Here is a 24205-nt window from a genome sequence, read left to right on the forward strand (position 1 = left end):
CGCGGACCCTGGTGCCGTCCCGGGGACTGCGGTCACGCACCTCACGCCACCGGCGAGGCCCGGGCAGCCGGACCGATCAGCGCGAGGGTGGACCCTGCTCGCGGTCCAGTTCGCCGACGATGCCGAGACCGTCCTTGCCGCGCTGCTCGCGGTAGGCGACGCGGCCGACGGTGTGCGCGATGACGGGTGCGGTGAGCAGGGTGAACAGGCCGACGAGCACCAGCATCCAGATGTCGACGTTGCCGCGGAGCCGGATCACTGCACCGGCGAGCACCAGCACCAGGCCGATGACCTGCGGCTTGGTGGCGGCATGCATGCGGGAGAGGGTGTCGGGGAAGCGGACGATGCCGATCGCGGCGGTCATCGCGAGGAGCGCCCCGAGCAGGAGGAGGACGGCGGCCAGGGCGTCGAGTGCGGTCTTCACTGGTCGTCACGCACCCGGAACCGGGCCACCGAGACCGAGCCGACGAAACCGACGAGCGACAGCGCGACGATCGCGGGCACCAGCGTGGTGTCCATGCTGAACGCCGCCCACACCGCGAGGCCGCAGATCGCGACCGCGACCAGGGTGTCCATCGCGACGAGACGGTCGAGGGTCCCCGGACCCGCGAGCAGTCGGTAGGAGGTCATCACCGCGGCGACCGACAGCATCACCCCGGCGATCACGAGGACGGTCGTCACGGAATCTCCTTTCGGGCGGACGGGTCGTGGAGGGGATCGTCGACGTGCCACGGGGACGGTTTCCACTCTGCGTCGCGTTCGAACGACGCGATGAACAGCCGCTCGAGCTGGCGGACGGTCCGGTAGAAGTGCTTGACGGCCTTGTCGGTCCCGACGTCGAGGACGTGCACGTACACGGTGCGTTTGACCTGGTCGATTTCGAGCACCATGGTGCCGGGGATCAGGTTGAGCACGTCGATGCACAGGGTGAGCACGAGATCCGACTTGATCGACAGCCGCACCCGCAGCACGCCCGTCACGGGCGGTGGGCCGGGCCGGACGGCCAGCCACGCGACCTGGACGCTGGACTGCGCCGCGTACCAGATGCTGAGCCCGATGAGTTTCACGATGGACCACACGTGGATGCGTCCCTCGACGGGGACCCGCGGCAGCGGCAGCAGCACCGTGATCAGGACGGCGACGATCAGTCCGCCGACGACGTTCGCCACGGACAGGTTGCCCCACAGCAGGATCCACACCAGCACCAGCCAGGCCAGCGAACCGGCCCGCAACGCCACCGCCCGGGTCATCGGTCACCTCCGGACGCCGTCGCCTGTTCGTGGTAGCCGGGACCGAGGACCGCGTCGATGTAGATGGAACGGTCCTGCAGGTCGGTGGCCGCGCGGTCGGTGACGGCGATGATCTGGCCGGCGAACACCGTCAGTGCGATGCCGACCCCGACCAGCGCTATCGTCGGGAGCAGCATCAGCGCCGGCATCCGGCCGACGTCCTCGCGGTCGACGAACGCGATGTCCTGCTCGGACTCGTCGATCAGGGCGGACGGGCTGACGTCCGCGAGCTCGCCCTCGGGGGCGTCGGCGCGGGCCCGCCAGAACGCCTTCGTCCACACCCGGGCGATGACGTACAGGGTCAGCAGGCTGGTGATCGTGCCGCCCGCGACCAGGATCCAGGACAGCACGCTCGGGTGCGCGGCACCGGCCTGCAGCAGCGCGATCTTGCCGATGAACCCGGAGAACGGCGGGATGCCGCCGAGGTTGAGCGCCGGGATCAGGAACACGATCGCGAGCACCGGGCTGGCGGCGGCGAGGCCGCCGAGGCGGCGCAGCGACGACGAACCGGCCTGGCGTTCGATGAGACCGACGACGAGGAACAGCGTGGTCTGCACGATGATGTGGTGCGCCACGTAGTAGATCGCCCCGGACAGGCCCTGTTCGGTGGACAGCGCGATGCCGAACACCATGTAGCCGATGTGGCTGACCAGGGTGAAGGACAACAGTCGTTTGATGTCGGACTGGGCGATGGCGCCGAGGATGCCGACGATCATCGTCAGCAGGCCGCACACCAGCAGCACGTCGTCGAGCTCGCCCTGCGGGAACAGCAGTGTGTGGGCGCGGATGATCGCGTACACGCCGACCTTGGTGAGCAGGCCCGCGAACACCGCGGTGACCGGCGCGGGTGCGGTGGGGTAGGAGTCCGGCAGCCACGTCGACAGCGGGAACACCGCCGCCTTGATGCCGAACGCGACGAGCAGGACCCCGAAGATCGCCATCCGGGTGCCCTCGGGGATGTCGTCGAGCCGGACCGCCATCTGCGCCATGTTCAGCGTGCCGGTCGCGCCGTAGGCGAGGGCGATGCCGATCAGGAAGATCAGCGACGACACCATCGACACCATCACGTACGAGACACCGGCGCGGACCCGGTCGGCGCTGGCCCCGAGGGTCAGCAGCACGAACGATGCCGCCAGCAGCACTTCGAACCCGACGTACAGGTTGAACAGGTCTCCGGCGAGGAACGCGTTGGAGATGCCCGCGGACAGCGCCAGGTAGGTCGGCAGGAAGATCGACACCGGTTGACGTTCGGTGCCGTCGTGGATGCCCTGCCCGACGGCGAACGCCATGACCGCGAGCAGCACGGTGTAGGAGACGACCAGCATGATCGCCGACAGCCGGTCCACGACGAGGGTGATGCCGATCGGTGAGTCCCAGCCGCCGACCTGCAGCGTGGAGATGCCGTCCCGGTCCGCCAGATAGAGCAGCACGAGGGAGATGCCGAGCCCGACGACGAGAGCCGTCATGGTGACGGTGCGCTGGAACCGGGGCCGCCTGCCGCCGACGAGGGTGACCGCCGCGGCGAGCATCGGTACCAGGACCGGCAACGGCGTCAGGTACTGGACGAGGTTGTCGGGCCACGTCATGTGCGGTCACCGCCCGGGGCCTGCACCGACTCGCGGGGGTCGTCGTCGCCGTTGGGGTCGAACTCGTCGAAGTCGCCTTCGCGCAGGTCCTCGTACACCTCGAGGTCCTCGAGGTTCTTGAGCTGTTCGAGTGGGATGGGGTTGCCCTTGTCGTCGAAGGCGTCGCCGCTGAACGTGGAGTCGCCGGTGATCGGGTCGTCGGAGCGGTCGTGGTCGGGGGCCTCCGCAGGGCTGCGGCGGGTCTTGACCTTGGTGTCCTCGGGGTCGTCCTCGACGGCGTCCTTGGTGTTGATCTTGTAGGACCGGTACGCCAGGGCCATCACGAACGCGGCGATGCCCATGGTGATGACGATCGCGGTCAGGATCATCGCCTGCGCGAGGGGATCGGCCATGGTGTCGTACACATCGTTGGTGCGGCCGACGATCGGCGCGCTGCCGGGCGGGCCGCCGACCGACAGGATCAGCAGGTTGACGCCGTTGCCGAACAGCATCAGCCCCAGCAGCATCTTCGTGATCGACCGCTCGAGCAGCAGGTAGACACCGCAGGCGACGAGGACGCCGATGACGATGAGGAATCCGAGGTTTACGCTCATCGGACCGGCACCTCCTCGCCGGAACGGACCGGCAGGTTCTCGACCTCGGCGTCCAGGCGGGCGCCGAGGCTGCGCAGCACGTCGAGGACGAGGCCGACGACGATCAGGTACACGCCGAGGTCGAAGAACATCGCGGTGACGAGCTTGATGTGCCCGAGCAGCGGCAGGGTGACCTCGATCGTCGCCGACGACAGCGCGGGTGCGCCGAGGAACAGCGAGGCCAGTGCGGTGCCCGCGGAGAAGATCAGTCCGAGGCCGAGGATCTTGCCCGCGTCGATGGGGACGGCCTCTCCTAGCTCGTACCGACCGCCGGCGAGGTAGCGCAGCACCAGGGCCAGACCGGCGGTCAACCCGCCGGCGAACCCGCCACCGGGTGCGTTGTGGCCGGAGAAGAAGAAGTACACCGACAGCACCATCATGGTCGGGAAGATCATCCGGGTGGTGACCTCGAGGATCAGCGACCGGTGCCGGGGGTCGATCAGGTCGCCGCCGAGAAGCCACGTGGTCTCCGGCGTCGGCGCGAAGGACGGTGCGTCCGCGACGCGGGGTGCGGTGCCGAATCGGCGGGTGCGGAACACCAGCGAGGCGACACCGGTCGCGGCGACCAGCAGCACCGAGATCTCGCCGAGGGTGTCCCACGCACGGATGTCGACGAGGAGGACGTTGACGACGTTCTTGCCATTGCCGACGTGGTACGCGAGATCCGGCATGTGCACCGAGATGGGTTCGGTGGAGCGGGCGTTCATCGCGAACGCGCCGAGCGCGGTGACCGTCGCGCCGACCGCGACGCCGAGCAGCGCCCGCGCAGGCTTGAAGCCGACGGACTGGCGTTCGTCGATCTCGGCGGGCAGTTTGCGCAGCACCAGCACGAAGATCACCAGGGTCAGGGTCTCGACGAGGAACTGCGTCAACGCGAGGTCGGGGGCGCCGTCGAGGGCGAAGATGACGCCGCAGCCGTAGCCGGTGACACCGACGAGAATCACCGCGGCGAGCCGGTTGCGCATCACCGTCGTGGCGAGCGCGGCGGCGATCATGATCAGGCCGACGGCGAACTGGATCGGCGATTCCCACAGCCGCATCCGCGTCACGGTGTCGGTGCCGAGGACCAGCAGGATCGTCGGCAGCAGCACCAGCGTGACCAGGATCGTCGCCTGCGTCAGCGGCAGCGAACCGCGCTGGGTGACACCGGTCAGCCGCATGGACGCGGTGTCCATGCCCCGCAGCGTCGCGTCGTAGATCCGTTCGGCGTTGCCGAGCAGCGAGTGCTCGAACCGCAGCCTGCTGATCTTGCGGTGCATCAGGTACAGCGCGACACCGCCTGCGACCACCAGCACCGTCAACCACAGTGCGAGACCGAGCCCGTGCCACAGCGCGAGGTGGTAGTCGTGGTCGCCGCCGGGCAGGCTGCGCGCGTAGGCGCTGAGCAGGCTGTCCATCACCGGGGAGATCAGGCCGGTGACCAGGCCGGCGGCGGCCAGCAGGGTGGGCACCGTCAGGAACAGTGGTCCGGCCGGGTGCATGTTGGCGACCGCCGGGCTGGGCCGCTTGAGCTGCTTGCGGCCGAACGCACCCCAGATGAAGCGGATGCTGTACGCGACGGTGAGGATCGAGCCGGCCACGATGCCGGCCAGCTCGAGGGTGCGGACGGTCGGGTCGAGCACCGACGCGGTCGCGATCGCCTCGAGTGCACCCTCCTTGCCGACGAACCCGAAGAACGGGGGTAGTCCGGCCATGCTCGCGGCCGCCGCGATCGCGACGACACAGAGCACCGGCGCGGCCTTGCCGAGGTGCGCGAGCTTGCGGATGTCGCGGGTGCCGGTGGTGTGGTCGATGATGCCGACCACCATGAACAGCGCGGCCTTGAACATCGCGTGCGCGACGACCAGCGCGATGCCGGCGAGGGCGGCGTCGCGGGTACCGGTGCCGACGAGGATGGTCAGGAAGCCGAGTTGGCTGACGGTGCCGAACGCGAGGATCAGCTTGAGGTCGAATGCGCGCATCGCGCGCCAGCCGCCGAGCAGCATGGTGCCGAGCCCGAGGGTCATGACGGTGACCCGCCAGGGCCCGGAGTCGGCGAATCCGGGTGCCAGTCGTGCGATCAGGTAGATGCCGGCCTTGACCATCGCGGCGGCGTGCAGGTACGCGCTGACCGGGGTGGGGGCGGCCATCGCGCCCGGCAACCAGAAGTGCATCGGGATGATCGCGGACTTCGACAGCGCACCGGCCAGCACCAGCACCACCGCGACCCCGGCGAGCCAGCCTCCGGGCGGGTTCGCCACCAGCACCGACAGTTGGTAGCTGCCGCCGACCTGGCCGAGGATGATGAAGCCGACCAGCATCGCCAGGCCGCCCGCGGTGGTCACCAGCAGTGCCTGGGTGGCGGCGCGGCGGCTCGACGCGCGTTCGGCGTAGTGCCCGACCAGCAGGAACGACAGGATCGTCGTCAGTTCCCAGAAGGTGTAGAGAATGAGCATGTTGTCGCTGGTGACCAGGCCGAACATGGCACCGGCGAAGGCGACCATCTCGGCTGCGAAGATGCCCAGCCGCGGCTCGTCGCTCTCGAAGTAGCGGGAGCAGTAGATCAACACCAAGGCGCCGATACCGAGGATCAGCGCGGACATGATCGCGGCGAGGGAGTCGAACCGCATGTCGATGTCCATCGACAGACCCGGCGCCCAGGTGATGTGCAAGGACTGTTCGGTGTTCCAGTTCGCGATCACCCAAACCAGCGACGCGGCGGGCACCAGGGACAGTGGGAGAAATGCGTTGCGCCCCATTGTTCGCACGACAGCAGGCGCCAGGACGGCAGCGATTGCGTGGGCGAACAATATAGCGAGCAAGGGCACTCCGTCGGTGTCGTGTGCGGGTGGCGGCGGGGTGTCGATACGCCCGGGAGTATCCGGACGTCCGATGTCCAGTTTAGGGGACGCGAACTTTTTGCATGCGCCTACCCTGTGGTGATGGCCGAGATCAGAACCGTGGCACTCGCCCACATCAAGGACCGGCGGATGCTGCAGGCGCGATCGGCGGGCAAGACCGCGTTCTACATGGCCGGCGGCAAGATCGACCCGGGCGAGACTCCGGAACAGGCCCTGCACAGGGAGATTCGCGAGGAACTCGACGCCGGGATCGTGGCGGGCACGCTCGAACGCCTCGGAGTGTTCGAGGCCGAGGCGTTCGGGCATCCGACCGGCACCCGGCTGCACATGACCTGTTATCTGGCGACCCTCACCACCGAGCCGACCCCGACGAGCGAGATCGCGGAGCTGCGGTACTTCACCACCGACGAGTACGCGGCGATGCCCGAGTCCGCGCCCGGATCCCGGTTGGTGTTCGAGCATCTCCGGTCGCGCGGCCTCGTGGACTGAGCGGCCGGGCGAGCGGAGCGACGGAGGGATGTGACGGATGATCTTCACGGCCGCGACGCTCGACGGGATCGTCACCGGTGCGGTGACGGTCGCGTACCGGCGGTGGGACCGGCCGCGGGTCCGAACCGGCGGCAGCCAGCGCACGTCGATCGGAGTGGTCGCGTTCGATTCCGTCGACCGGGTCGAGCCCGCCGACGTCACCGACGCCGACGCGCGGGCGGCGGGCTTCGGCTCGGCGGCCGCGTTGCTTGCGTTCGTGGAGAAGAAGGCGCACGGTCCGCAGCTGTACCGGATCCGGGTACGCCTCGCCGGTCCGGATCCGCGCGCCGCGCTGCGGGAGGACGCAGAGCTGACCACCGATGACCTCGCCGTACTTCGCCGCCGGATGGCGCGGATGGATGCGAACGGCCCGTGGACCGAGGCGACCCTGCGGCTGATCGCTGCCCGCCCGGCGGTCGTCTCGACCGAACTGGCTCCCGTCGTCGGGATGGACCGGCCGACGTTCAAACAGCGGGTGCGCCGCCTGAAGGAGCTGGGGCTGACCGAAAGCCTCGACGTCGGTTACCGGATCAGTCCGCGCGGACAGGCACTGCTGAATCGGTGGGACGGGGGAGGGCAGGCGCCGGGAAACGGCACGGCCTCCCTCTCGGAGGACTAGATTCGGTTGGCATGGACTCGGCTCGGATGTCGAGGCGTGCTCTGCGCGGTGGCGCGGCAATCGGACTCGGCGCCGCGGCGGTAACCGCCGCGGTGCTCGCGAACCGCCTCGCCGGCACACCGGTTCCGTTCCTGCGCTGGTCCGTGCTGCGGTTCCTGCTGTCGGGGCGCCGGTTGCTGCGGGAGGGTCGGGTCGGGGACGGTCGGGAGGAAGCCCTGGCCCGGTACGTCGTCACCGCCGCGCCCGCCGGTGACATCGACGCGGTGATCGCCGCGATCGACGTCTTCGCGCGCCGCACCAGCTTCCTGATGAACGTCGGCGACGAGAAGGGCGTCGTTCTCGAGGACGCGGTGCGACGGGCGCGGCCTCGGGTGCTGCTCGAACTCGGGGCGTACTGCGGTTACAGCGCGCTGCGTGCCGTCCGTGCCGCCCCGCCGGACGCCCACCTGTACTCGGTGGAGATCAGCGCGGCGAACGCCGATGTCGCGCGTCGGGTCTGGGCGCACGCCGGGATGGCGGACCGGATCACCGCGGTCGTCGGTTCGATCGGCGACGGCGGCCGGACCCTGGAGGCGCTGGGTTTCGATTCCGGCGCAGTCGATTTCGTGTTCCTCGACCATCTCAAGTCGGCATACCTTCCGGATCTGCAGTCGATGATCGACGCGGACTGGCTGCACCCGGGGTCAGTGGTCGTCGCCGACAACGTCCGGATCCCCGGCGCCCCCGACTATCTCGCGTACATGCGCCGCACCGAGGGGTTGGAGTGGCGCACCCACGAGCATCACGCACACGTGGAATACCAACGGCTGCTGCCGGATCTGGTGCTGGAGTCGACGTACCTCGGCGCCGGCGACGAGTGATCGCCGGTGCCGAGGTGTCGGTCAGTGCACCGTCGCCGGCTGCGTCGTGGTCGACTCGGGCAGCTTGCCCCCGGGCAGCAGGAACGCCGAGATGACGGCGCCGGCAACGAAGATCGCGGCCGCCCACCAGAAGGTCGTCGTGTAACTGTGCACCGCGGCCAGCGCCTGACTCTCCGGACTCGGTGTCCGGCCCGACAGGAAGTTCGCCGCGGCCGTCGCGGCGACGGTGCTGAGCAGGGCGGTGCCGATCGAACCGCCGACCTGCTGCATGGTGTTCACCGTCGCGGACGCCACGCCGGCGTCGTCCGGATCGACACCGGTCACCGCGCCCTGCATGCCGGGCGCGAAGACCATGCCCATGCCGGCGCCGAGCAGAACGAGGCCGGGCAGGATGTGCAGCGCATAGGTGCTGTCGATCTGGAGTTGGGCGAGCACCGCCAGACCGCTCGCGCCCAATGCGAGTCCGGTGGTCATCAGCGGACGCGGCCCGATCCGGGGCAGCAGGACCGCGGTCGAGGTGGTCGCCGAGATCACCATCGCGGCGACCATCGGCAGGAACGCCACCCCGGTGACGATGGGCGAGTACTGCAGGTTCGTCTGCAGGTAGAAGGTCAGGAACAGGAACACCGCGAACATGCCCGAGCCGGTGAGGAACATCGCCAGGTAGGACCCGCCGCGGGTCCGGTCGAGCACGATCCGCAGCGGCAGCAACGGGTGGGTCACGCGGGTCTCGATCACCACGAACACGGCCAGCAGGATCGCGCCGGCGACGAGCCAGGCCACGGTGGCGGGGTCCGACCAGCCGTGCGACTCCGCGTGCGAGAAGCCGTAGACGATGCCGAACAGCGCGGCGGACACGGTGATCGCGCCGGGCAGGTCGAGTTGCGGACGGTGCTCGGACCGGTGCGGCGCCATCATCGTCAGGGCGCCGACCAGGGCGACGGCCGCGAAGATCAGGTTGACGTACAGGCTCCACCGCCACGATGTCCATTCGGTGAGCGCGCCGCCGAGGAGCAGGCCGATCGCCCCGCCCGCGCCGGCGACGGCGCCGAAGATGCCGAAGGCGCGGGCCCGCTCCTCCGGTTGCGTGAAGGTCGTCGCGAGCAGCGACAGGGCGGCCGGGGCAAGCAGGGCCGCGAACACGCCCTGCCCGGCACGCGCGGCGACCAGCATGGGGAAGTTCACGGCCGCGCCTCCGACCGCCGACATGGCCGCGAATCCGACCAGTCCGACGACGAAAGCGTTTCTGCGGCCGAACAAGTCGCTGATCCGTCCGCCGAGGAGCAGGAGGCTGCCGAAGGCGAGGGCGTAGGCGGTGACCACCCATTGGCGGTCGCCGTCGGAGAAGCCGAGTCCGCGTTGGGCTGCGGGCAGTGCGATGTTCACGATGGTCGCGTCGAGCACGACCATCAGCTGGGCCAGGGCGATGACCGCCATGACGAACCAGCGCAGGCGGTGTTCCCTTCCGGTGGATCCCGATGCGGCCGCCGGCCGGTCGAGTGTGGTCGTGGTCATGATCTGCAGCCCCCTAGAGGTGGGTCGGCGTCGTCGATTCGAACGAAGTGGAGGAGTAGGCTCCACTTGGGCCACCGTACGCCTAAGTGGAGAAGATGTCTCCACTTAATTTCGGGAGGCTGCGAGGTTTGCCCGGGTTTGTCGGATTCTCGGGCCGGGTTTGTCGGATTCTCGGGGATGACAGAATGAGTTTCGTGAGCACCGTCACAGGAGGGCGCAAGCTGCGCGCCGACGCCGAACGCAACCGCCGCAAGATCCTCGATGCGGCTGCCGAGCTGTTCGCGCTACGCGGCATCGACATCACGCTCGACGACGTCGCACGGCACGCCAAGGTGGGCGTAGGTACCGTCTACCGGCGCTTCAGCTGCAAGCAGGAGCTCGTCGACGGCGTCTTCGAGCAGCACATGGCGGACATGGCCGCGGGCGCCACCAAGGCTCTCGAGGTCGAGGACCCGTGGCAGGGGCTGGTCGACTTCCTGGCCTTCACGTGCGAACAGATGGCAACCAATCGCGGCATGGGCGAGGTCTTCTTCAGCTGCGACGTAGGCCGCGAGCAGATCGCGTGCGCCCGCGAACGCGTCGCACCTCTCGCCGAACAGCTCGTCACCCGCGCCAAGGACGCCGGCACGCTGCGTTCCGACGTCACCACCAACGACCTGTTCACGGTCGCCAAGATGGTCGAGGCCGTCATCGACTTCGCCGGACCCGTCGCACCCGACGCCTGGCGCCGCTACCTGGGGATCGCGTTGGACGGCCTGCGGGCCGAGGGTGTGCCGCGTGCGCCGCTGACCGAACCGTCGCTGACCGACGAGCAGGTCGAGGCGGCCAAGGTCGCATCCGCCGCGCGCGGCTGAGGGTCCACGGGCAACCGGGTTCCGGGTCAGTCCGTCCGCTGCCGCAGCACCCCGGCCGCGGCGATCGTCCCGAGCACCACCACCGTCATCGTCAGGTTGAGCATCCAGGGATCCGGCGGGGACCCGTACGCGAGCACGCCGCGCGGCAACTCCGTGAACGGTGACAGCTCCGCGAGCGGCCCGGACGCCGCGGCCTGACCGGCGACCGTGAGCGCGCTGGGCACGAACAGCACCGACACGCCCGCAACGGTCGCCCCCGAGCGCGCCCCGCCACACGAGCCCAGGGTGTAGCCGGCGATCGGGGCGAGTGCCAGCCAGCGCACCGCGTCACCCATCCCGTCGGCGACATCGGGAAGCAGGCCGGCGAGCGACACGGCCGCGAGCAGCGTCAGGCCGACGACGACGCTCGGCCACCTCGTCCCGACGACCACCCCGACGGCCAGCGACACCGCCAGGATCACCACGCCGATCCACGTGGTGTCCGACCAGTCGCTCAGCGGGGCTGCCGTTGCAACCACCGCCGTCGTCACCAGCAGCAGCGTGCCGTCCCGGCCGTCGAGCGCGGCCGCCCCCGCGATCGTCACCGCGACGAACACAGCGAGCAGCACCCAGGTCAGCTGCCGGTTCTCCGGCACGGCGCCGATCGCCGCGTTCGTCACCAGTGCGGCCACCACGACCGAGGTCGTGACCGCGCCCGCCCGACTCGACGGTCGTGCGGCACGGGCTCCGCCGAGCAGCAGCGCGACGGCGGTGGCGGCCGCTGCGGGCAGCAGCAGCCACCACGGCGGCGCGACGGTGAACGTGCCGGAGTCGTTCGGCAGCGTGTACTCCGTCCACCCGCGATCGGCCATCTCTCCGAGGCGCGCGGTGACCGGTGCGGTGAGCAGGAAGGCGGCAAGCGCCCCGGCGGCCATCGTCGCCGACTCAACCGCGTCGGCGGCCGTCGCGGCGGCACCACCGAGCGCGAGTCCCGCGGCGACACCGGTGAGGTAACTCGATGCGGTCAGCCATTCCAGTTGCCGGGCGCTCTCGTTGGCGAAAGCCACCGCCACCATGGCGCCCAGCCCGACGATCACCACCAGCCGCGCCACTCGCACGGAGCCGCGCCGCGAGAGCCATCCCGCGACCACCGCCGCCAGCACGACCCCGAGTGCCGCCGCGAGTGGTCGGCTCGTCGCCAGCACCGTCAACCGGGCGTCGGAGCCGCCGAGGGCGAAGCCGGGTGCGATCGGAGCGAGCAGCGCCCAGCCCGCGGCCGCACCGACCAGCAGCGCCGCGAGGAGCTCGACGGTGCGCCGGGCCGTGTTCATCGCCGGACCCGTCGCAGACTGCGGACGCCCCAGGCACAGAACGCCACCGCGATCGCCAGCGCGATGCCGGCGATGCGGTCGTCGTAGTGGGGGACACCGAGCAGGGCGGCGTCGTGGAAGCGCTGGTCCAGCTCCGCGTCATAGGCCCTGCTCATCTCGACCCCGGGGAGCGGCTCGTATGCGCCGTTGTAGATGATCTCGGTGGCCTCCGCGGGTGCGATCACCGTCGCCGCCGCGTGAAAGACCATGGACACGAACGGAATCGACAGGCCCACCGCCGCGACCGCCGCGGACCCCGGCAGAGCGGCGGCGACCGCCCAGCCGGCACCGACGCCGAGCACCGCCAGCCGCGCCAGCAGCCACGGGCCCTGGTCGCCGAAGTCGGGGAAGATCGCGCCGACCACCGGAACCAGTGCCGCCACCGCCAGTCCCGCGATCGGGGCCGGGCGGCGCGCGGCGACGATCAGACCGACGAGCACCGCGACACCGGCGACCGCCACGGCAGCCCACGCCGGCACGTCCCGAAACGGGCTGCGCAGGTCCACCAGTACCGGCATCGCGGCGGCCGCGACACCGGTGGCGACAAGCACGATCACCCCCTCGCCGGGGCCGGTGCGGCGGGCGATCAGCCGGGCGCACACTTCCGTCGCCACCAGGACCACCACCATCGCCACCGCGACGACGACCCACTGGTGGGTTCGGGTCTGGTCGCCGTCCTGGCCGATCCACGCGATCTGCAGCCTGTTGATCACGGCGATCGCCGCGACCGTCAGCAACGCGGCCCCTGCCTCGGGACCGGTGACGCGCTGGATCCGTGATGCCGTGTTCGCAGCCGCGGCGGCCGCCGCCGTCGCGACGAGCGTTGCCCCGAGCAGCCACCAGGCCGGTTCCCCGAGCGTCGACGTGCTCTTCACGGACACCGTCGCACCCCACGCGGACACGGACAGGAAGCCGGTGACGGCGCCTGCGGTGAGGGCGAGTTGCGCACCCCGATGGCCCCAGGCCGCGGCGACGGCCGCGCCGAGCAGGGCACCGGCGGCAACGGTCTTGAGGATGTGCAGGGCGATCAGGGCGTCGACACCCGCGACGTCGGGCACCGCGAATCGGACCGCGAACTGCACCGCGGTCGCGGCCGCACCGACCGCCCACGCGATCCGCCGGGAACCGCCCCGCTGCAGTACGGCGCACCCGGCGACGGCCACCACCACACCGATCGCGATCCCGGTCGGCTGGGCGCTCAGCCACCGGTCGAGTTCCCGGCCGGAGGTGTGGACGGCCCAGCGCCCGCCGGGCGGATCGGTCAGCACGAACGCCGCGAGGAAGGCGCCGAGCAGTCCGGCTGGTGCCGACAGGGCGGCGCGGGGAGTGACGGGCATTGCCCGACGCTAACGGACGACGACCGTGCACGCGCTGAGCCGAACGCCCCGGCGTGCCACGATGTTCACACCACAAATACGAGGCGAGGAACCCACCATGGCATCGATCACCGAGAAGGCCACCACGCTCCTTGGGCTGCACCGGCCCGGGGAACCGGTGATCCTCCCGACCGTCTGGGACGCCTGGTCGGCGAACCTGGCCGCACAGGCCGGTTTCGCCGCGCTGACCGTCGGCTCGCACCCGGTGGCCGATTCCATCGGTCGGCCCGACAACGAGGGCATGACGTTCAGTGAACTGCTCGCCCGCGTCGCCCAGATCACCGGAGCCGTGGAGCTGCCGGTGTCCGTGGACATCGAGTCCGGCTACGGCCAGAGCCCGGAGACCCTGATCAACGGTCTCGTCGAGGTCGGAGCGGTCGGGTTGAACATCGAGGACACCGTGCACGGTGAGGGAGGGCGGCTGCGGGAGGCGCAGGAGCACGCCGACTTCGTCGGGGGACTGCGTCGCGCCGCGGACGCGGTCGGTGTGCACGTGGTCATCAACGCCCGTACCGACCTGTTCCTCAAGCAGGTCGGCGACGAGTCCGATCGCACCGCACGCGCCATCGCCCGGCTCACGCTCGCGGCCGAGGCCGGCGCCGACTCCCTGTACCCGGTCGGCTTCCACACCGACGAGGTGTACCGCGAGCTGACGGCGGCGCTGCCGCTGCCCGTGAACGCGATCGCCGATCCCGTGCGAGGTGACAAGGCGAACTACGCGGCGCTCGGCGTGGGCCGGGTCAGCTTCGGGCCACTGCTGCAGGCCGCGCTCGCGGTGCGGGCCAACGAGATCCTCGCTCGCTGGAGCTAGCGCCCTGTGCGTGAGTTTCACCCCCGGGTGAAACTCACGCACAGGGCGCGTCAGCGCAGATAGGCCCGGGATTGGGTGGCGACCAGGTCGACGAGGTCGCGTTGCGCGAGGTTGACGTCCATCACGTGCAGGCCCCAGGTCTCGTTCGGGACGGCGGGGAGCAGGGACGCACCCGGGCCGTCCACCATCAGCACGTGGGGCCCGCTTCCGCCGGTGCAGCGGGCGCGGAAGACGTCGACGTCGCGGCCGCCGATCGTGCCGCGCAGCGGTGCATCCGAGTTGTCGTACAGGGAAGCGGGATTGGTGCACAGCACCTCGTAGTCCGGGCCGTACGGCAGATCGGCGCGGGTGCCGGAGGTGGCGGGTGCCTGGGGCGAGAGGCCGTAGCGGGTGTCCGGCGGCGGGGTCCGGGAGAACGCCGAGTACGCCACGACGCAGCCGGTCCGGTCGCGGTCCGTGCAGGCGGGTACCGACGTGAAGTCGCCTCCGACGGTCTCACCCTTGCGGACCAGGACGTTCCCGCCGATCAGCAGGGCGGAAACGAGTCGAGACTGCAAGGGCTGCCCGTCGATCCGGTTGTGGATGAGCGTGCGCAACATCCGGGTGCCCTGCGAGTGTCCGATCAGGACGACGCCGCGGCCGTGGTTGTGCTGTGCGAGGTAGTCGTCCCAGGCTCGCTCGAGGTCGTCGTACGCGAGATCCAGTGCCGCGGAGCGGACCTCCCGCGACGCGCCGTTCAGTGCGCGCAGCGTCATCTGCCGGTACACCGGCGCCCACACGTCGCAGGACGTGCCGAACGGTTCCGCCTGCAGCCGCGCAACCGCCTGCAGTTCGGGGGCGCGGTCGTGATTCGCGTTCGTGCCCTGCTGCAGCGAGGCGGTGGGGTACACGTAGAAGCAGTCGACCGGGGCGCCGGAGCGGCCACCGCACGGATCGTCCGGCTGGCCGGGCCGGCACAGCCACGTGGTCGTGGTCTGTGCCGATGCCGGCGGCGCGGCCACGAGAGCGAGAAGCACCGTCCCCAGGAGCGCCGCCGCGGCGGCGAATCGAGCGCTCATGACAGCCGAGTGTAGGTCGGTCTGCGGGTCCGCACCCGGTGAACTGCGCGCCCCCACGGGGCCTACCGGTTCTGCGCGTACGCCTCCAGGTGCGCGACCTGCTCCGGGTCCAGGGACGGGCGGACGGCCGCACGGGCGGTGGCGACGTCGTCGGCGGTGACGTCGGCGGCGTCGACGTTGCGCCGCATCGCCGCCAGCGCCGCCTCCCGCAGCAGAGCCGAACAGTCCGCCGCCGAGTAACCGTCGAGGTCGACGGCGAGCGCGGCCAGGTCGACCTCCGCGGCCAGCGGCACCGATCGGCTTGCGGTGCGCAGGATCTCGTGCCGTGCGTCGGAGTCCGGCGGTGGCACGAACACCAGCTTCTCCAGCCGGCCGGGCCGCAGCAGGGCCGGGTCGATCAGGTCGGGACGGTTCGTCGCGCCGACCACCACGACGTCGCGCAGCGGCTCGACGCCGTCGAGTTCGGTGAGCAGTGCGGCGACCACGCGGTCGGTGACGCCGGAGTCGGTGGACTGTCCGCGCCGCGGTGCCAGGGCGTCCACCTCGTCGAGGAAGATCATCGACGGCGCGGAATCGCGGGCCCGCTGGAACAGCTCGCGCACCGCCTTCTCCGATGCGCCGACCCACTTGTCCATCAGCTCCGCGCCTTTCACCGCGTGCACCGACAACTGACCCGAACTGGCCAGCGCCCGAACCAGATACGTCTTGCCGCAGCCGGGCGGCCCGTACAGCAGTACGCCGCGCGGCGGGTCGACGCCGAGCCGGGCGAACGAATCCGGGTGCTGCAGCGGCCACAGCACCGCTTCGGTCAGCGCCTGCTTCGTCTCCACCATGTCCCCGACGTCGTCGAGGGTGACCGACCCGACCGCCAGCTCCTCGGTGCCCGACCGCGACAGCGGACGGATCACGTCGAGTGCACCGACCAGGTCGGACTGCTCGAGTCGCGGTTCGGTGCCCTCGCTGCTGGCCCGTGACGCCGCCCGCATGGCAGCTTCCCGGACCAGCGCCGCCAGGTCGGCGGCGACGAACCCCGGTGCTCGGGAGGTGATTTCGCCGAGGTCGAGGGTGGAGGTCGGCACCCGGCGCAGCAGTTGCTCGAGCAGGGCGCGGCGTGTGCCGCCGTCGGGCAGCGGGATCGTCAGCTCCCGGTCGCACACGTCCTGCCCGCGGGCGCGGCTGTCGAGGGCATCGGGGTGGGCGGTCGTGGCGACGAAGGCGACCCCCGGTGTGTCCACCGCGCGACGCAGCTCGTCGAGGATCAGCGCCGACACGGGTTCCGGTTCGGCCGGGAGCAGGGCGTCCAGGTCGGTGATCAGCAGGACCCCGCGATCGTGCCGCAGGCGGGTGACGCTGTCGGCGACGCGCTGCAGCCGGGCCGCGGACTCGAGGGCGCCCACGGTCGGGCCGTCGAGCTCGGCGACCGTGCGGTCGGCGAGCACCGCCCGCGCCAGGGTCGCCTTGCCGACTCCGGCCGGCCCGGTGATCAGGACGCCGAGATGCGCGGAAGCGCCGAGGGTGTGCAGCAGTTCCGGCTCGTCGAGGGCCAGCTTGAGCCACTCGGTCAGCTTGGCCGCCTGTGCGGAGACCCCGACCAGGTCCTGCACCGCCACCGGTTCCGGACGCGGTGCCGGGTGGTCTGCGGACGGTGCCGATTCCGTGGCTTCCGGCACCGCGGCCACGGGGGAGGTTCCCCAGCCGATCGCCGAATTGGGTTGCACGCTCACCGGTCCGGGCGGGTCGACGGAGACCACCGTCAGCAGTTCCGACGTCCACGCCACCCCGAAGGTGCGTGAGAGCGACTGTGTTGCCGCACTGGTCGAGATGCCCGGCCCGAGGTCGCGCGGGAGCAGGGAGACGGTGTCCCCGACGGTGAGCACCTTGCCCAACAGGGCCTGGCGCAAGGTGGTTTCGGAGATCGAGCGGGTGGCCAGTGCCGACCCGCTCAGCGTGGCGGCGCGCGCGCCGTACACGGTCACCGGCGAGACGACAACGCGCGCATCCTCTTTCAGGCCGGCATTGGACAGGGTGACGTCGTCGAGCAGGGCAGTGCCGGTGGGGATCCCGGCCGGGGCGAGGGCAACCACGGCGGCGGTCCGGCGGGCGCCGACCACCGCGATCCCGTCCCATTCCCGCAGCCCCAGCGCGGCCAGCGCCTCGGGGTGCAGGCGCACCACCCCGCGGCGGGCATCGGAGGCCGAGGTGTTCAACCGGGCGGTCAGGGCGAGTTCCGGAGACGTCACGAGATCCACCCTAGTGGCGACGTTCAGCGGACGAGCCGCACCGACCACTGCTGCAGTGTCGCGGCGAACTCGGCCGACTCCGGTAGTGCCACAATCCGGTCCACCGTGCTCGGGGGAAGCGGTCCCAGCTCGTCGAGCTGGTGGTTGGCATTGGCGAAACGCGCGAACCGGAGTTCGGTGTGGCCGAGCGCGTCACGCAGGGGGACGAGCTGATCGCAACTGACGTTCAGGTCCTTGTCGGAGCACGTGAGCATGACCGGGGTGTCCTCGGCGACGGCGGCGGCCAGGCGTACCGGATCCAGGGCGTCGGCCTCGGCGAGGAACTTCGCGTTCGTGCGGACCAGTCCGATGCTCGCGAGCAGCGGATCCGGTTTGGCGGGCAGGCTGCCGGTCTCGCGCAGCGACTCGACGCTGTCCCGGAGGGTCGCACGGGCGCCCTCGGCGTTCTCGCCGGTCATCTGACCCAGGCGCACCGCCTGGTCGAGTTGCGTGTTCAGCTGCGCGGTCAGCAGGTCCAGGTAACGCATCGGCAGGGGGGCGAGCAGTCCGAGGCCGCCCCGGCCGATGTCCCGCTGGGCGAGCGCGAGGGCGGTGAACCCGCCCTCGCTGTGGCCGATCACCGACAGCCCGCCGGCGGGGACGCCGGTGCGCTCGGCGAGCAGGGCGGCGGCCGCGGCCGCGTGGTCGACCTGCGCGGTGAACCCGATGTCCGCGAGCTGGTCCGGGGTCAGCCCGGCGAGGCCGGTGGCCCCGCTGCCGAGCTTGTCGAAGCGCAGGCTGGCGACGCCCTGCGCCGCGAGGTCGTCGGCGATCCGGGCGATCGTGTTCGTGGTGAGTCCGGGCTGGTTGCCGTTGCGGTCGGTCGGGCCGCTGCCCGGCAACAGCAGGGCGGCGGCCCCCGCGCGGGGCAGGGCCGGGGTGCGCAGGCTGCCGTGGAACGTCACGCCTCCGGACTCGAACGTGACCTCTGTGTCCGCGCCCGGTTGCGGAGTCGACGATCCCGCGGCCGGAATCGGCGCGGGGAGCGGCAGGCGCGCGGCCGTCGCGGGCGCGCCGGCCAACCCGGCCGCCACCAACACCGGAAGGGCCGAACCGACCAGCAACCGCTTTGTCGTTCGCATGGCTACCGACATTATCGGAGGCCCACGTCAGCGGGATCGAGGCCGGCGGAGCCCGAGTCGCTCCGCCGAGCGCTGGGTGCGGGCGTTGCCGGGCGCCCGCCGGATCGCGCGCCGCTCGGCGGGTTTCACGTCCCACACCTCCGGCCGGGCGGCGACCCACCGCTTGGACCTGACCGCGAACGGAATGTGCACCAGATATGCGAACACGAGCACGATCAGGAGCACGTACGGATAGGTGATCAGCGCGGCGGCCGTCAGTGCGACCCCGACCAGCAGGACCGCGGCCATCCGGCGCGGCACCGAGAACGTCTTCATCGCCAGCGTCGGAACGCGGCTGACGATCAGCGCCGCCGACAGCACCGTCCACGCGGACACCACCCAGAACGAGGACCACCAGCCGTCACCCCACTGTTCGTAGGCGGCGATCGGGGTGAGCACCATCAGCGCGCCTGCCGGCGCGGGGACGCCGACGAAGAACTCGCTGGTGTACGACGGCGCGGAGTCGTCGTCGAGGAGGGTGTTGAACCGGGCCAGGCGCAGCACGATGCTCACCGCGTAGACCAAGGCCACGATCCACCCGGCGTTGCTGCCGTCGAGCAGCGTCACGTACAGGACCAACGCGGGGGCGACGCCGAACGAGATGGCGTCGGCGAGCGAGTCGAGTTCGGCGCCGATCTTCGTGGTCGCGTCCAGCAGGCGGGCGATGCGGCCGTCGAGCGAGTCGAGGACCGCGGCCACGCCGATCATCCCCAGCGCCGCGCCCAGTTGAGCCTCGAGCGCGAACTTCACGGCCGACAGACCGCTGCACAACGCCAGGATCGTCAGGGTGCTCGGCAGCAGCAGCAGACCGCTGGTCGCGACGCGCCGGGTGCTCGTCACCACCTCCCGCGGACTCACGGGAGCTGGGCGAGGACGGTCTCGGCGCCCACTGCGCGCTGCCCCCGCTCCACCATCAGCGTGGTGCCCGCCGGAAAGTAGGTGTCGACACGGGAACCGAAGCGGATGAGCCCGTAGGTGTCGCCGATCGGGAGGTGGTCGCCCACCTTCGCGTCGCAGACGATGCGCCGGGCAAGCAGGCCGGCGATCTGAACGACGGCGATCTCGTGGCCGGAGGCGGTCCGCAGCAGCATCGAGTTGCGTTCGTTGGCCTCACTCGCCTCGGCGAGATCGGCGGACAGGAACTTGCCCGGCTGGTGCACCACCTGCAGGACCTCGCCGGCGACGGGGCTGCGCTGCACGTGCACGTCGAGCACGGACAGGAAGATGCTCACGCGTGGCACCGGCTGGTCGCCCATGTTCAGCTCTGCGGGCGGCACGGCGTTGTCGACGAGCGCGACCTCGCCGTCGGCGGGGGAGACGGCCACGTTCGGCCGGTTCGGCGGTACCCGGTGCGGGTGCCGGAAGAACGCGGCGCTCGCACCGGCGGCGAGCAGGCCCGTGCGGCGGATCCAGGGCCGACGCCGGCCGAGAGCGGCCACACCCAGCGGGGCCAGGACGAACGGCAGTCCGGCCGGATGCAGTGGCGGAATCGTGGTCCGGACCAGGTCGACCAGGTGCGCGAGCCCGGTCGGTTGCGGAGTGCCAATGGGGGTGGGGCGGCGGGCCACGGGTTCCTCTTCGGTTGGCGACGTGTGGGTGTTCGCGGGCGGAACGGCCGCTCGCGGGCACTGCACAGGCTAGCCGAGGTCGGCGTCCGCGCCCCACCCCCAAGTGGTGCCAGGGGGTGGTCAGCGTGCGGTCGCGGCCGCGGACTCCACTTCGCTCTTGATCCGCGCCAGGGTGAGGTTCATCCCGGAGATCATCTCGACCTCGAAGTCCGCGGTGCCGCCCATGAACTTGTCGACGAGGAAGCTGGAGACCTTGGTGGTTCCGGTCGGGGCCTCACGGCGCTCGGTGACCCGGGTGCCGGTCTCGGTGGGGGTGAGTTCGTAGGTCCAGATGGTGTGGTTCTCCGACACTCGCCACGCGATGGCCTTGCCCGGCTCGAATCGGATCACCTTGGCGCTGGTCGGCCACACCAGCAGACCCTTCTTGTTGACGTTGAAGGTGCGGGTGCCCTGCCGGACCGGGCCACCGAAGACCTTCATCACCTTGCACTGGGGGCTCCACTTGCCCATCCGCTCGAGGTCGGAGATCACCCGCCACACCGCGTCCGCGGTGGCGTCGATCTCGATGTCGGCTTCGAGTGTGTTCGTCACAGGGGCTCCCGGTTCGTGGATGTTGGTGGTACTTGCGGTTACGCATGATTTCCCGGACTCGGCGGCTTCGTCAAGGTTGACCACATCGGTGTAATGCGCCGGGTCCGGCAGGCGATGAAGAGGTTATCCACACCAAGGCCGGCCGCCTGTCGGGCCGGCTCCCGCATTCGGAGCATGTCGTGAAGATCCCAGACGTTCTGCGTCCCGCCCATCGCAACCCGGTACCGCTGCTGCCGACCACGCGAAGTCGGGGGCGTCGGGAGGCGTGGCCGAGCGAGCGGCTCGAACGCCTCCTGACTCCGCGGGAGATCGACGACCTGGTTCGAGGTCACTTCACCCGCTGACGTCCCGGTGTCGCACACCGTTCGGGTTCTCCGGGGGCTCGAACGGTGCATTCGGGCGTGCAAAGTTGTTCTAATGGAACTAGAACAATAGAATGTGTTTGTGCTCATCCGAATCGACCCCGCTTCGCCGACGCCACTCTTCGAGCAGGTCGCGGCGAGCGTGCGGCGCGCCCTGGCCGACGGCAGCGTCGGTCCCGGGGACCGGTTACCCGGTGCCCGGGAGCTTGCCGAATCCCTCGACCTGAACGTGCACACGGTGCTGCGCGGCTACCAGCAGTTGCGTGACGAGGGACTGATCGAACTGCGGCGTGGCCGCGGCGCGGTGGTCGCGGCCGACGCCGGCGGACGCAGCCGGCTCCAGGAGGCCGTCCTCGACGTCGTCGCCGAGGCGCGTCGACTCGGACTGAGTGCGGCGGAACTGGTGACCCTCGTCAAGAAGGAGATGACATGACCGAACAGACCTTGGTGCCGCAGGTGTCGTGGGCCCGAGCGCTGGTCGCGGCGCTGTCGGCGCCGGTAGCGCTCGCCGCGATCGCGCTGGTGCTGTTCGCCGCCTGGGCCGCCGACCTGCCGGATCCGATGGCCGTGCACTTCACATTCGGCGGCAGTGCCGACGGTTTCGCCTCGCAGGCCGCAGCGCGCGCGACCGTGCTCCTCGGTCCCGCGACCGCCGCGGTCCTGGTGACGGTCCTGGTGCTGATCACCCGGCGTGACCTGCGGACCGCCAGGATGGGCGTCGCCCTCGCCTCCGGCACCGGCTCGTTCCTCGCGGTGCTACCGGTCCTGCTGGCAATCCCGCAGCGCGGCGTCTCCGACGCCTCGTCCGTCACTGTGCCCGGCTGGTGGATCCTCGCCGCCGCGGTGATCGCGGTGGGCGCGGCCTTGCTCGCCCACCTGAGCATGCCGGCGCCCGGGCCCGCCCGGGCGAGTGCCGCGCCCGGCGCCGACGCCCCACGCATCCCGCTCGAGGAGGGAGAACGGGTCGCGTGGTCGGGAACGGCGGCGATGCCCCGATGGTTCGGCGTTCTCCTGGGCGTGCTCCCGATCGCGGTCGTCGTCGCACTGACGGCGGTCGGGGCGGGCTCGGCGATCCTGCTGCTCGTGGTCGCCGCGATCTCGGGGGCCGTGATGGCGCTCGTTCTCGCCCCGGTCCGGGTCGTCGTCGACCAGCGCGGGCTGTCCGCGCGGGGAGTTGTCCCGGTCAGGCCCGTTCACATCCCTCTCGACGAGGTCGCCGAGGCGCGCGAGGTGGCCGTCAAGGTGCTCAACGGGTTCGGGGGTTACGGCTACCGCGTCGGTCCCCGGGGCGTCGGACTGATCGCCCGCCCGGGCCCCGCGCTGGAGGTCACCCGCGGTGACGGGTCGCGATTCACCGTCACGGTCGACGGGGCCGACCAGGCCGCGGCGGTGCTCAACACCCTCGCCGCCCGCGGCCGCGTCTGAATCCGGTCGCGCCCGGACACACCCGAGGTCCGGGCGCATACTGGGTCGGTGAGCGTCGGCGGCGTGCTGTTCGACATCGACGGGGTCCTCGTCACGTCGTGGCGGGCACTTCCCGGGGCCGCCGACACCCTGCGCGCCGTCCGCGATCGCGCGCTGCCCAGGGCCTTCCTCACCAACACGACCTCGCGCACCCGCGGCGAGATCGCCACGGCGCTGCGGGACTGCGGGATGGACGTCGACACCGGTGAGATCGTCACCGCCGCCGTGCTGACCGCCGAATACCTGCGGTCGACCTATCCGGGCGCGCGGTGCCTGGTGGTCAACCACGGCGACATAACGCAGGACCTGCAGGGCATCGTGCTCGACGCCGAGCATCCCGACGTGGTGGTGCTCGGCAGCGCCGGGCCGGAGTTCGACCACGTCACCCTGAGCCGAGTGGTGGAACTGATGCAGCAGGGGATTCCCGTCGTGGCGATGCAGAGCGGGTTGACGTGGGCCACCGCGGACGGGCTCCGGATCGACACCGGTGCCTATCTGCCGGGGCTCGAGGCCGCGGGAGGTGGACGCGTGACGGTGATCGGCAAGCCGGCACCGACCGGCTTCACCACCGCCGCCGCCGTGATGGGTACCGACCCCGAACGCGCCGTCATGGTCGGCGACGACCTGGTCAACGACGTGCTCGCCGCCCAATACGTCGGGTTCGCGGGGGTGCTGGTGCGGACCGGCAAGTTTCGTCCCGCGATCCTCGAGGCGCCGCCCGGGCGGCCCGACCACGTGATCGACTCGGTGGCGGACCTGCCGGGGCTGCTCGACGAACTCGATCCGTAGCCCGGCGGGCCGAGAAGCCGGGCCGAGAAGCCGGACGGAGGGCGGAGGCGCGGCACTGCCGGGGCCCGCCGAATTGGTTGCCGAATCCGCCGCGAACCTGGGGGTCAGGAGGGCGGTTGTTCGGTACGGTCGATCACATCCCATCCCACCTCATGTTCGAGGAGTTTCGTGCGCACTTGGTTCCGCCCTCGTTCCCTGTCCCTGTTCGCCACCCGGGCCGCGCGTGTCGGCGCGTCGATCGCGACCGGTGTCGCCGTGATCGGTGGTCTCGCCGTCACCGGTGCGGGGGTCGCCTCCGCCGCCCGCGTGGACTGCGTCTCCCCGCCTTCTGCCAACGACATCCGCGTCGTCGGTGACGCCAGCTGCGGTGCGACTGCCACCGGCGCCGGCGTCGCCAATGCCGGCGCGATGGACAGCGGCACCGCCGTGAGCGTGTCCGAGGGCGGCAGCGCGAACACGTTCGCGACCGGGTTCGGCGTCGCGCTCAGCACGTCGAAGGTCGCGGGCCAGGCGCACGCCTACGCGATCGGCGGCGGGATCGCCCACGCCCGTACCGACAACGGCGACACCACCTTCGCGCTCGCCGGCTGGGGGTCGGGCGCCACCGCGGAGTCGGGTGGAGTGAACTGCATGGGACCGCTCTCGTTCGCCGTCAACCTCAACACCGGCGCGGTCTGCCTCATTCGCTGAGCGCATCGGGCCGCATCCATGCGA

25 protein-coding genes are annotated in these 24205 nt (G+C 70.9%); 10 read left to right on the plus strand and 15 right to left on the minus strand.

Going from position 1 to position 24205, the window contains the following annotated elements; translation table 11 throughout:
* Positions 1 to 76: 76 nt before the first annotated feature.
* Genes mnhG through ACWDUM_RS22735 form a run of 6 tightly spaced genes read right to left on the minus strand, consistent with a single transcriptional unit; the run spans position 77 to position 6308 of the window.
* Positions 77 to 424, minus strand: a complete 348-nt coding sequence (mnhG, locus tag ACWDUM_RS22710) for a monovalent cation/H(+) antiporter subunit G (RefSeq protein ID WP_450135725.1) — start codon at positions 422 to 424, stop codon at positions 77 to 79.
* On the minus strand, positions 421 to 681 hold the full coding sequence (locus ACWDUM_RS22715) for a monovalent cation/H+ antiporter complex subunit F (RefSeq protein ID WP_450117091.1): 261 nt from the start codon (positions 679 to 681) through the stop codon (positions 421 to 423). Before ACWDUM_RS22715 ends, mnhG begins: the two co-directional genes overlap by 4 nt.
* Entirely contained in the window at positions 678 to 1250 is a 573-nt protein-coding gene (locus tag ACWDUM_RS22720) for a Na+/H+ antiporter subunit E (RefSeq protein WP_450135726.1), read from the minus strand. Before ACWDUM_RS22720 ends, ACWDUM_RS22715 begins: the two co-directional genes overlap by 4 nt.
* Positions 1247 to 2875: a Na+/H+ antiporter subunit D gene (locus ACWDUM_RS22725; protein ID WP_450135727.1), complete on the minus strand. Its 1629-nt coding sequence runs from the start codon at positions 2873 to 2875 to the stop codon at positions 1247 to 1249. The genes ACWDUM_RS22720 and ACWDUM_RS22725 overlap by 4 nt, the downstream gene beginning before the upstream one ends.
* Positions 2872 to 3468: a Na(+)/H(+) antiporter subunit C gene (locus ACWDUM_RS22730; protein WP_450135728.1), complete on the minus strand. Its 597-nt coding sequence runs from the start codon at positions 3466 to 3468 to the stop codon at positions 2872 to 2874. The genes ACWDUM_RS22725 and ACWDUM_RS22730 overlap by 4 nt, the downstream gene beginning before the upstream one ends.
* On the minus strand, positions 3465 to 6308 hold the full coding sequence (locus tag ACWDUM_RS22735) for a Na+/H+ antiporter subunit A (protein ID WP_450135729.1): 2844 nt from the start codon (positions 6306 to 6308) through the stop codon (positions 3465 to 3467). The genes ACWDUM_RS22730 and ACWDUM_RS22735 overlap by 4 nt, the downstream gene beginning before the upstream one ends.
* Positions 6309 to 6428: 120 nt before the next feature.
* Here ACWDUM_RS22735 and ACWDUM_RS22740 point away from each other — a divergent pair, with 120 nt between their 5' ends.
* From ACWDUM_RS22740 to ACWDUM_RS22750, 3 genes are read left to right on the plus strand one after another with little or no spacing between them, the layout of a single operon-like run.
* Entirely contained in the window at positions 6429 to 6836 is a 408-nt protein-coding gene (locus tag ACWDUM_RS22740; protein ID WP_450135730.1) for an NUDIX hydrolase, read from the plus strand.
* A 37-nt stretch (positions 6837 to 6873) separates the two neighbouring features.
* Positions 6874 to 7494, plus strand: coding sequence for a hypothetical protein (locus ACWDUM_RS22745; RefSeq protein ID WP_450135731.1), 621 nt, complete (start codon positions 6874 to 6876; stop codon positions 7492 to 7494).
* Between the two features lie 26 nt (positions 7495 to 7520).
* The gene (locus tag ACWDUM_RS22750) at positions 7521 to 8354 is read left to right on the plus strand and encodes an O-methyltransferase (protein WP_450135732.1); all 834 of its coding nucleotides are present in this window, start codon (positions 7521 to 7523) and stop codon (positions 8352 to 8354) included.
* Between the two features lie 21 nt (positions 8355 to 8375).
* Here ACWDUM_RS22750 and ACWDUM_RS22755 read toward each other — a convergent pair whose 3' ends face one another.
* Positions 8376 to 9869 (minus strand): MFS transporter, encoded by a 1494-nt coding sequence (locus tag ACWDUM_RS22755; protein WP_450135733.1) that lies wholly within the window; start codon positions 9867 to 9869, stop codon positions 8376 to 8378.
* Between the two features lie 185 nt (positions 9870 to 10054).
* Between ACWDUM_RS22755 and ACWDUM_RS22760 the strand changes: the two genes are divergently transcribed.
* Entirely contained in the window at positions 10055 to 10723 is a 669-nt protein-coding gene (locus tag ACWDUM_RS22760; protein WP_450135734.1) for a TetR/AcrR family transcriptional regulator, read from the plus strand.
* Positions 10724 to 10749: 26 nt separating this feature from the next.
* Here ACWDUM_RS22760 and ACWDUM_RS22765 read toward each other — a convergent pair whose 3' ends face one another.
* Both ACWDUM_RS22765 and ACWDUM_RS22770 read right to left on the minus strand, forming a co-directional pair.
* Positions 10750 to 12033 carry a hypothetical protein gene (locus ACWDUM_RS22765; protein WP_450135735.1) on the minus strand — a complete coding sequence of 428 codons (1284 nt, stop codon included), beginning with the start codon at positions 12031 to 12033 and terminating at the stop codon, positions 10750 to 10752.
* On the minus strand, positions 12030 to 13409 hold the full coding sequence (locus ACWDUM_RS22770) for a hypothetical protein (protein ID WP_450135736.1): 1380 nt from the start codon (positions 13407 to 13409) through the stop codon (positions 12030 to 12032). Before ACWDUM_RS22770 ends, ACWDUM_RS22765 begins: the two co-directional genes overlap by 4 nt.
* Positions 13410 to 13506: 97 nt before the next feature.
* Between ACWDUM_RS22770 and ACWDUM_RS22775 the strand changes: the two genes are divergently transcribed.
* A complete protein-coding gene (locus tag ACWDUM_RS22775) occupies positions 13507 to 14259 on the plus strand; it encodes an isocitrate lyase/PEP mutase family protein (RefSeq protein WP_450117103.1) in 753 nt (250 codons plus the stop codon).
* Positions 14260 to 14309: 50 nt separating this feature from the next.
* On the opposite strand, the gene ACWDUM_RS22780 is transcribed toward ACWDUM_RS22775, so the two are convergent.
* From ACWDUM_RS22780 to ACWDUM_RS22805, 6 genes are all read right to left on the minus strand, one after another.
* Positions 14310 to 15317 carry a DUF3089 domain-containing protein gene (locus ACWDUM_RS22780; RefSeq protein ID WP_450135737.1) on the minus strand — a complete coding sequence of 336 codons (1008 nt, stop codon included), beginning with the start codon at positions 15315 to 15317 and terminating at the stop codon, positions 14310 to 14312.
* A 62-nt stretch (positions 15318 to 15379) separates the two neighbouring features.
* Positions 15380 to 17557 carry an AAA family ATPase gene (locus ACWDUM_RS22785; RefSeq protein ID WP_450135738.1) on the minus strand — a complete coding sequence of 726 codons (2178 nt, stop codon included), beginning with the start codon at positions 17555 to 17557 and terminating at the stop codon, positions 15380 to 15382.
* A 23-nt stretch (positions 17558 to 17580) separates the two neighbouring features.
* Complete coding sequence (locus ACWDUM_RS22790; protein ID WP_450135739.1) at positions 17581 to 18678, minus strand: serine aminopeptidase domain-containing protein; 1098 nt, start codon at positions 18676 to 18678, stop codon at positions 17581 to 17583.
* Positions 18679 to 18705: 27 nt separating this feature from the next.
* Entirely contained in the window at positions 18706 to 19557 is an 852-nt protein-coding gene (locus tag ACWDUM_RS22795; protein ID WP_450116661.1) for a CDP-alcohol phosphatidyltransferase family protein, read from the minus strand.
* A gap of 14 nt (positions 19558 to 19571) precedes the next feature.
* Positions 19572 to 20285: a phosphatidylserine decarboxylase gene (locus ACWDUM_RS22800; protein WP_450116660.1), complete on the minus strand. Its 714-nt coding sequence runs from the start codon at positions 20283 to 20285 to the stop codon at positions 19572 to 19574.
* A 120-nt stretch (positions 20286 to 20405) separates the two neighbouring features.
* Positions 20406 to 20876 (minus strand): SRPBCC family protein, encoded by a 471-nt coding sequence (locus tag ACWDUM_RS22805; protein WP_450135740.1) that lies wholly within the window; start codon positions 20874 to 20876, stop codon positions 20406 to 20408.
* Between the two features lie 179 nt (positions 20877 to 21055).
* Here ACWDUM_RS22805 and ACWDUM_RS22810 point away from each other — a divergent pair, with 179 nt between their 5' ends.
* The 5 genes from ACWDUM_RS22810 (at position 21056) to ACWDUM_RS22830 (ending at position 24181) form a co-directional block, all read left to right on the plus strand.
* Positions 21056 to 21220, plus strand: a complete 165-nt coding sequence (locus ACWDUM_RS22810; protein WP_450135741.1) for a hypothetical protein — start codon at positions 21056 to 21058, stop codon at positions 21218 to 21220.
* A 100-nt stretch (positions 21221 to 21320) separates the two neighbouring features.
* Complete coding sequence (locus ACWDUM_RS22815; RefSeq protein WP_450135742.1) at positions 21321 to 21671, plus strand: GntR family transcriptional regulator; 351 nt, start codon at positions 21321 to 21323, stop codon at positions 21669 to 21671.
* The gene (locus ACWDUM_RS22820; RefSeq protein ID WP_450135743.1) at positions 21668 to 22663 is read left to right on the plus strand and encodes a DUF1648 domain-containing protein; all 996 of its coding nucleotides are present in this window, start codon (positions 21668 to 21670) and stop codon (positions 22661 to 22663) included. Before ACWDUM_RS22815 ends, ACWDUM_RS22820 begins: the two co-directional genes overlap by 4 nt.
* A 48-nt stretch (positions 22664 to 22711) precedes the next feature.
* A complete protein-coding gene (locus ACWDUM_RS22825; protein WP_450135744.1) occupies positions 22712 to 23491 on the plus strand; it encodes an HAD-IIA family hydrolase in 780 nt (259 codons plus the stop codon).
* A gap of 168 nt (positions 23492 to 23659) precedes the next feature.
* Positions 23660 to 24181, plus strand: a complete 522-nt coding sequence (locus ACWDUM_RS22830; RefSeq protein WP_450116655.1) for a DUF6764 family protein — start codon at positions 23660 to 23662, stop codon at positions 24179 to 24181.
* The last annotated feature ends 24 nt before the right edge of the window (positions 24182 to 24205 follow it).

It is taken from the genome of Rhodococcus sp. NPDC003322, assembly GCF_053589555.1.

Coding starts and splice junctions, on each gene's coding strand:
- ACWDUM_RS22720 (WP_450135726.1), bottom strand. CDS start 1,250: ATGACCCGGGCGGTGGCGTTGCGGGCCGGTTCGCTGGCCTGGCTGGTG.
- ACWDUM_RS22725 (WP_450135727.1), bottom strand. CDS start 2,875: ATGACGTGGCCCGACAACCTCGTCCAGTACCTGACGCCGTTGCCGGTC.
- ACWDUM_RS22730 (WP_450135728.1), bottom strand. CDS start 3,468: ATGAGCGTAAACCTCGGATTCCTCATCGTCATCGGCGTCCTCGTCGCC.
- ACWDUM_RS22740 (WP_450135730.1), top strand. CDS start 6,429: ATGGCCGAGATCAGAACCGTGGCACTCGCCCACATCAAGGACCGGCGG.
- ACWDUM_RS22745 (WP_450135731.1), top strand. CDS start 6,874: ATGATCTTCACGGCCGCGACGCTCGACGGGATCGTCACCGGTGCGGTG.
- ACWDUM_RS22750 (WP_450135732.1), top strand. CDS start 7,521: ATGTCGAGGCGTGCTCTGCGCGGTGGCGCGGCAATCGGACTCGGCGCC.
- ACWDUM_RS22755 (WP_450135733.1), bottom strand. CDS start 9,869: ATGACCACGACCACACTCGACCGGCCGGCGGCCGCATCGGGATCCACC.
- ACWDUM_RS22760 (WP_450135734.1), top strand. CDS start 10,055: ATGAGTTTCGTGAGCACCGTCACAGGAGGGCGCAAGCTGCGCGCCGAC.
- ACWDUM_RS22765 (WP_450135735.1), bottom strand. CDS start 12,033: ATGAACACGGCCCGGCGCACCGTCGAGCTCCTCGCGGCGCTGCTGGTC.
- ACWDUM_RS22770 (WP_450135736.1), bottom strand. CDS start 13,409: ATGCCCGTCACTCCCCGCGCCGCCCTGTCGGCACCAGCCGGACTGCTC.
- ACWDUM_RS22775 (WP_450117103.1), top strand. CDS start 13,507: ATGGCATCGATCACCGAGAAGGCCACCACGCTCCTTGGGCTGCACCGG.
- ACWDUM_RS22780 (WP_450135737.1), bottom strand. CDS start 15,317: ATGAGCGCTCGATTCGCCGCCGCGGCGGCGCTCCTGGGGACGGTGCTT.
- ACWDUM_RS22790 (WP_450135739.1), bottom strand. CDS start 18,678: ATGCGAACGACAAAGCGGTTGCTGGTCGGTTCGGCCCTTCCGGTGTTG.
- ACWDUM_RS22820 (WP_450135743.1), top strand. CDS start 21,668: ATGACCGAACAGACCTTGGTGCCGCAGGTGTCGTGGGCCCGAGCGCTG.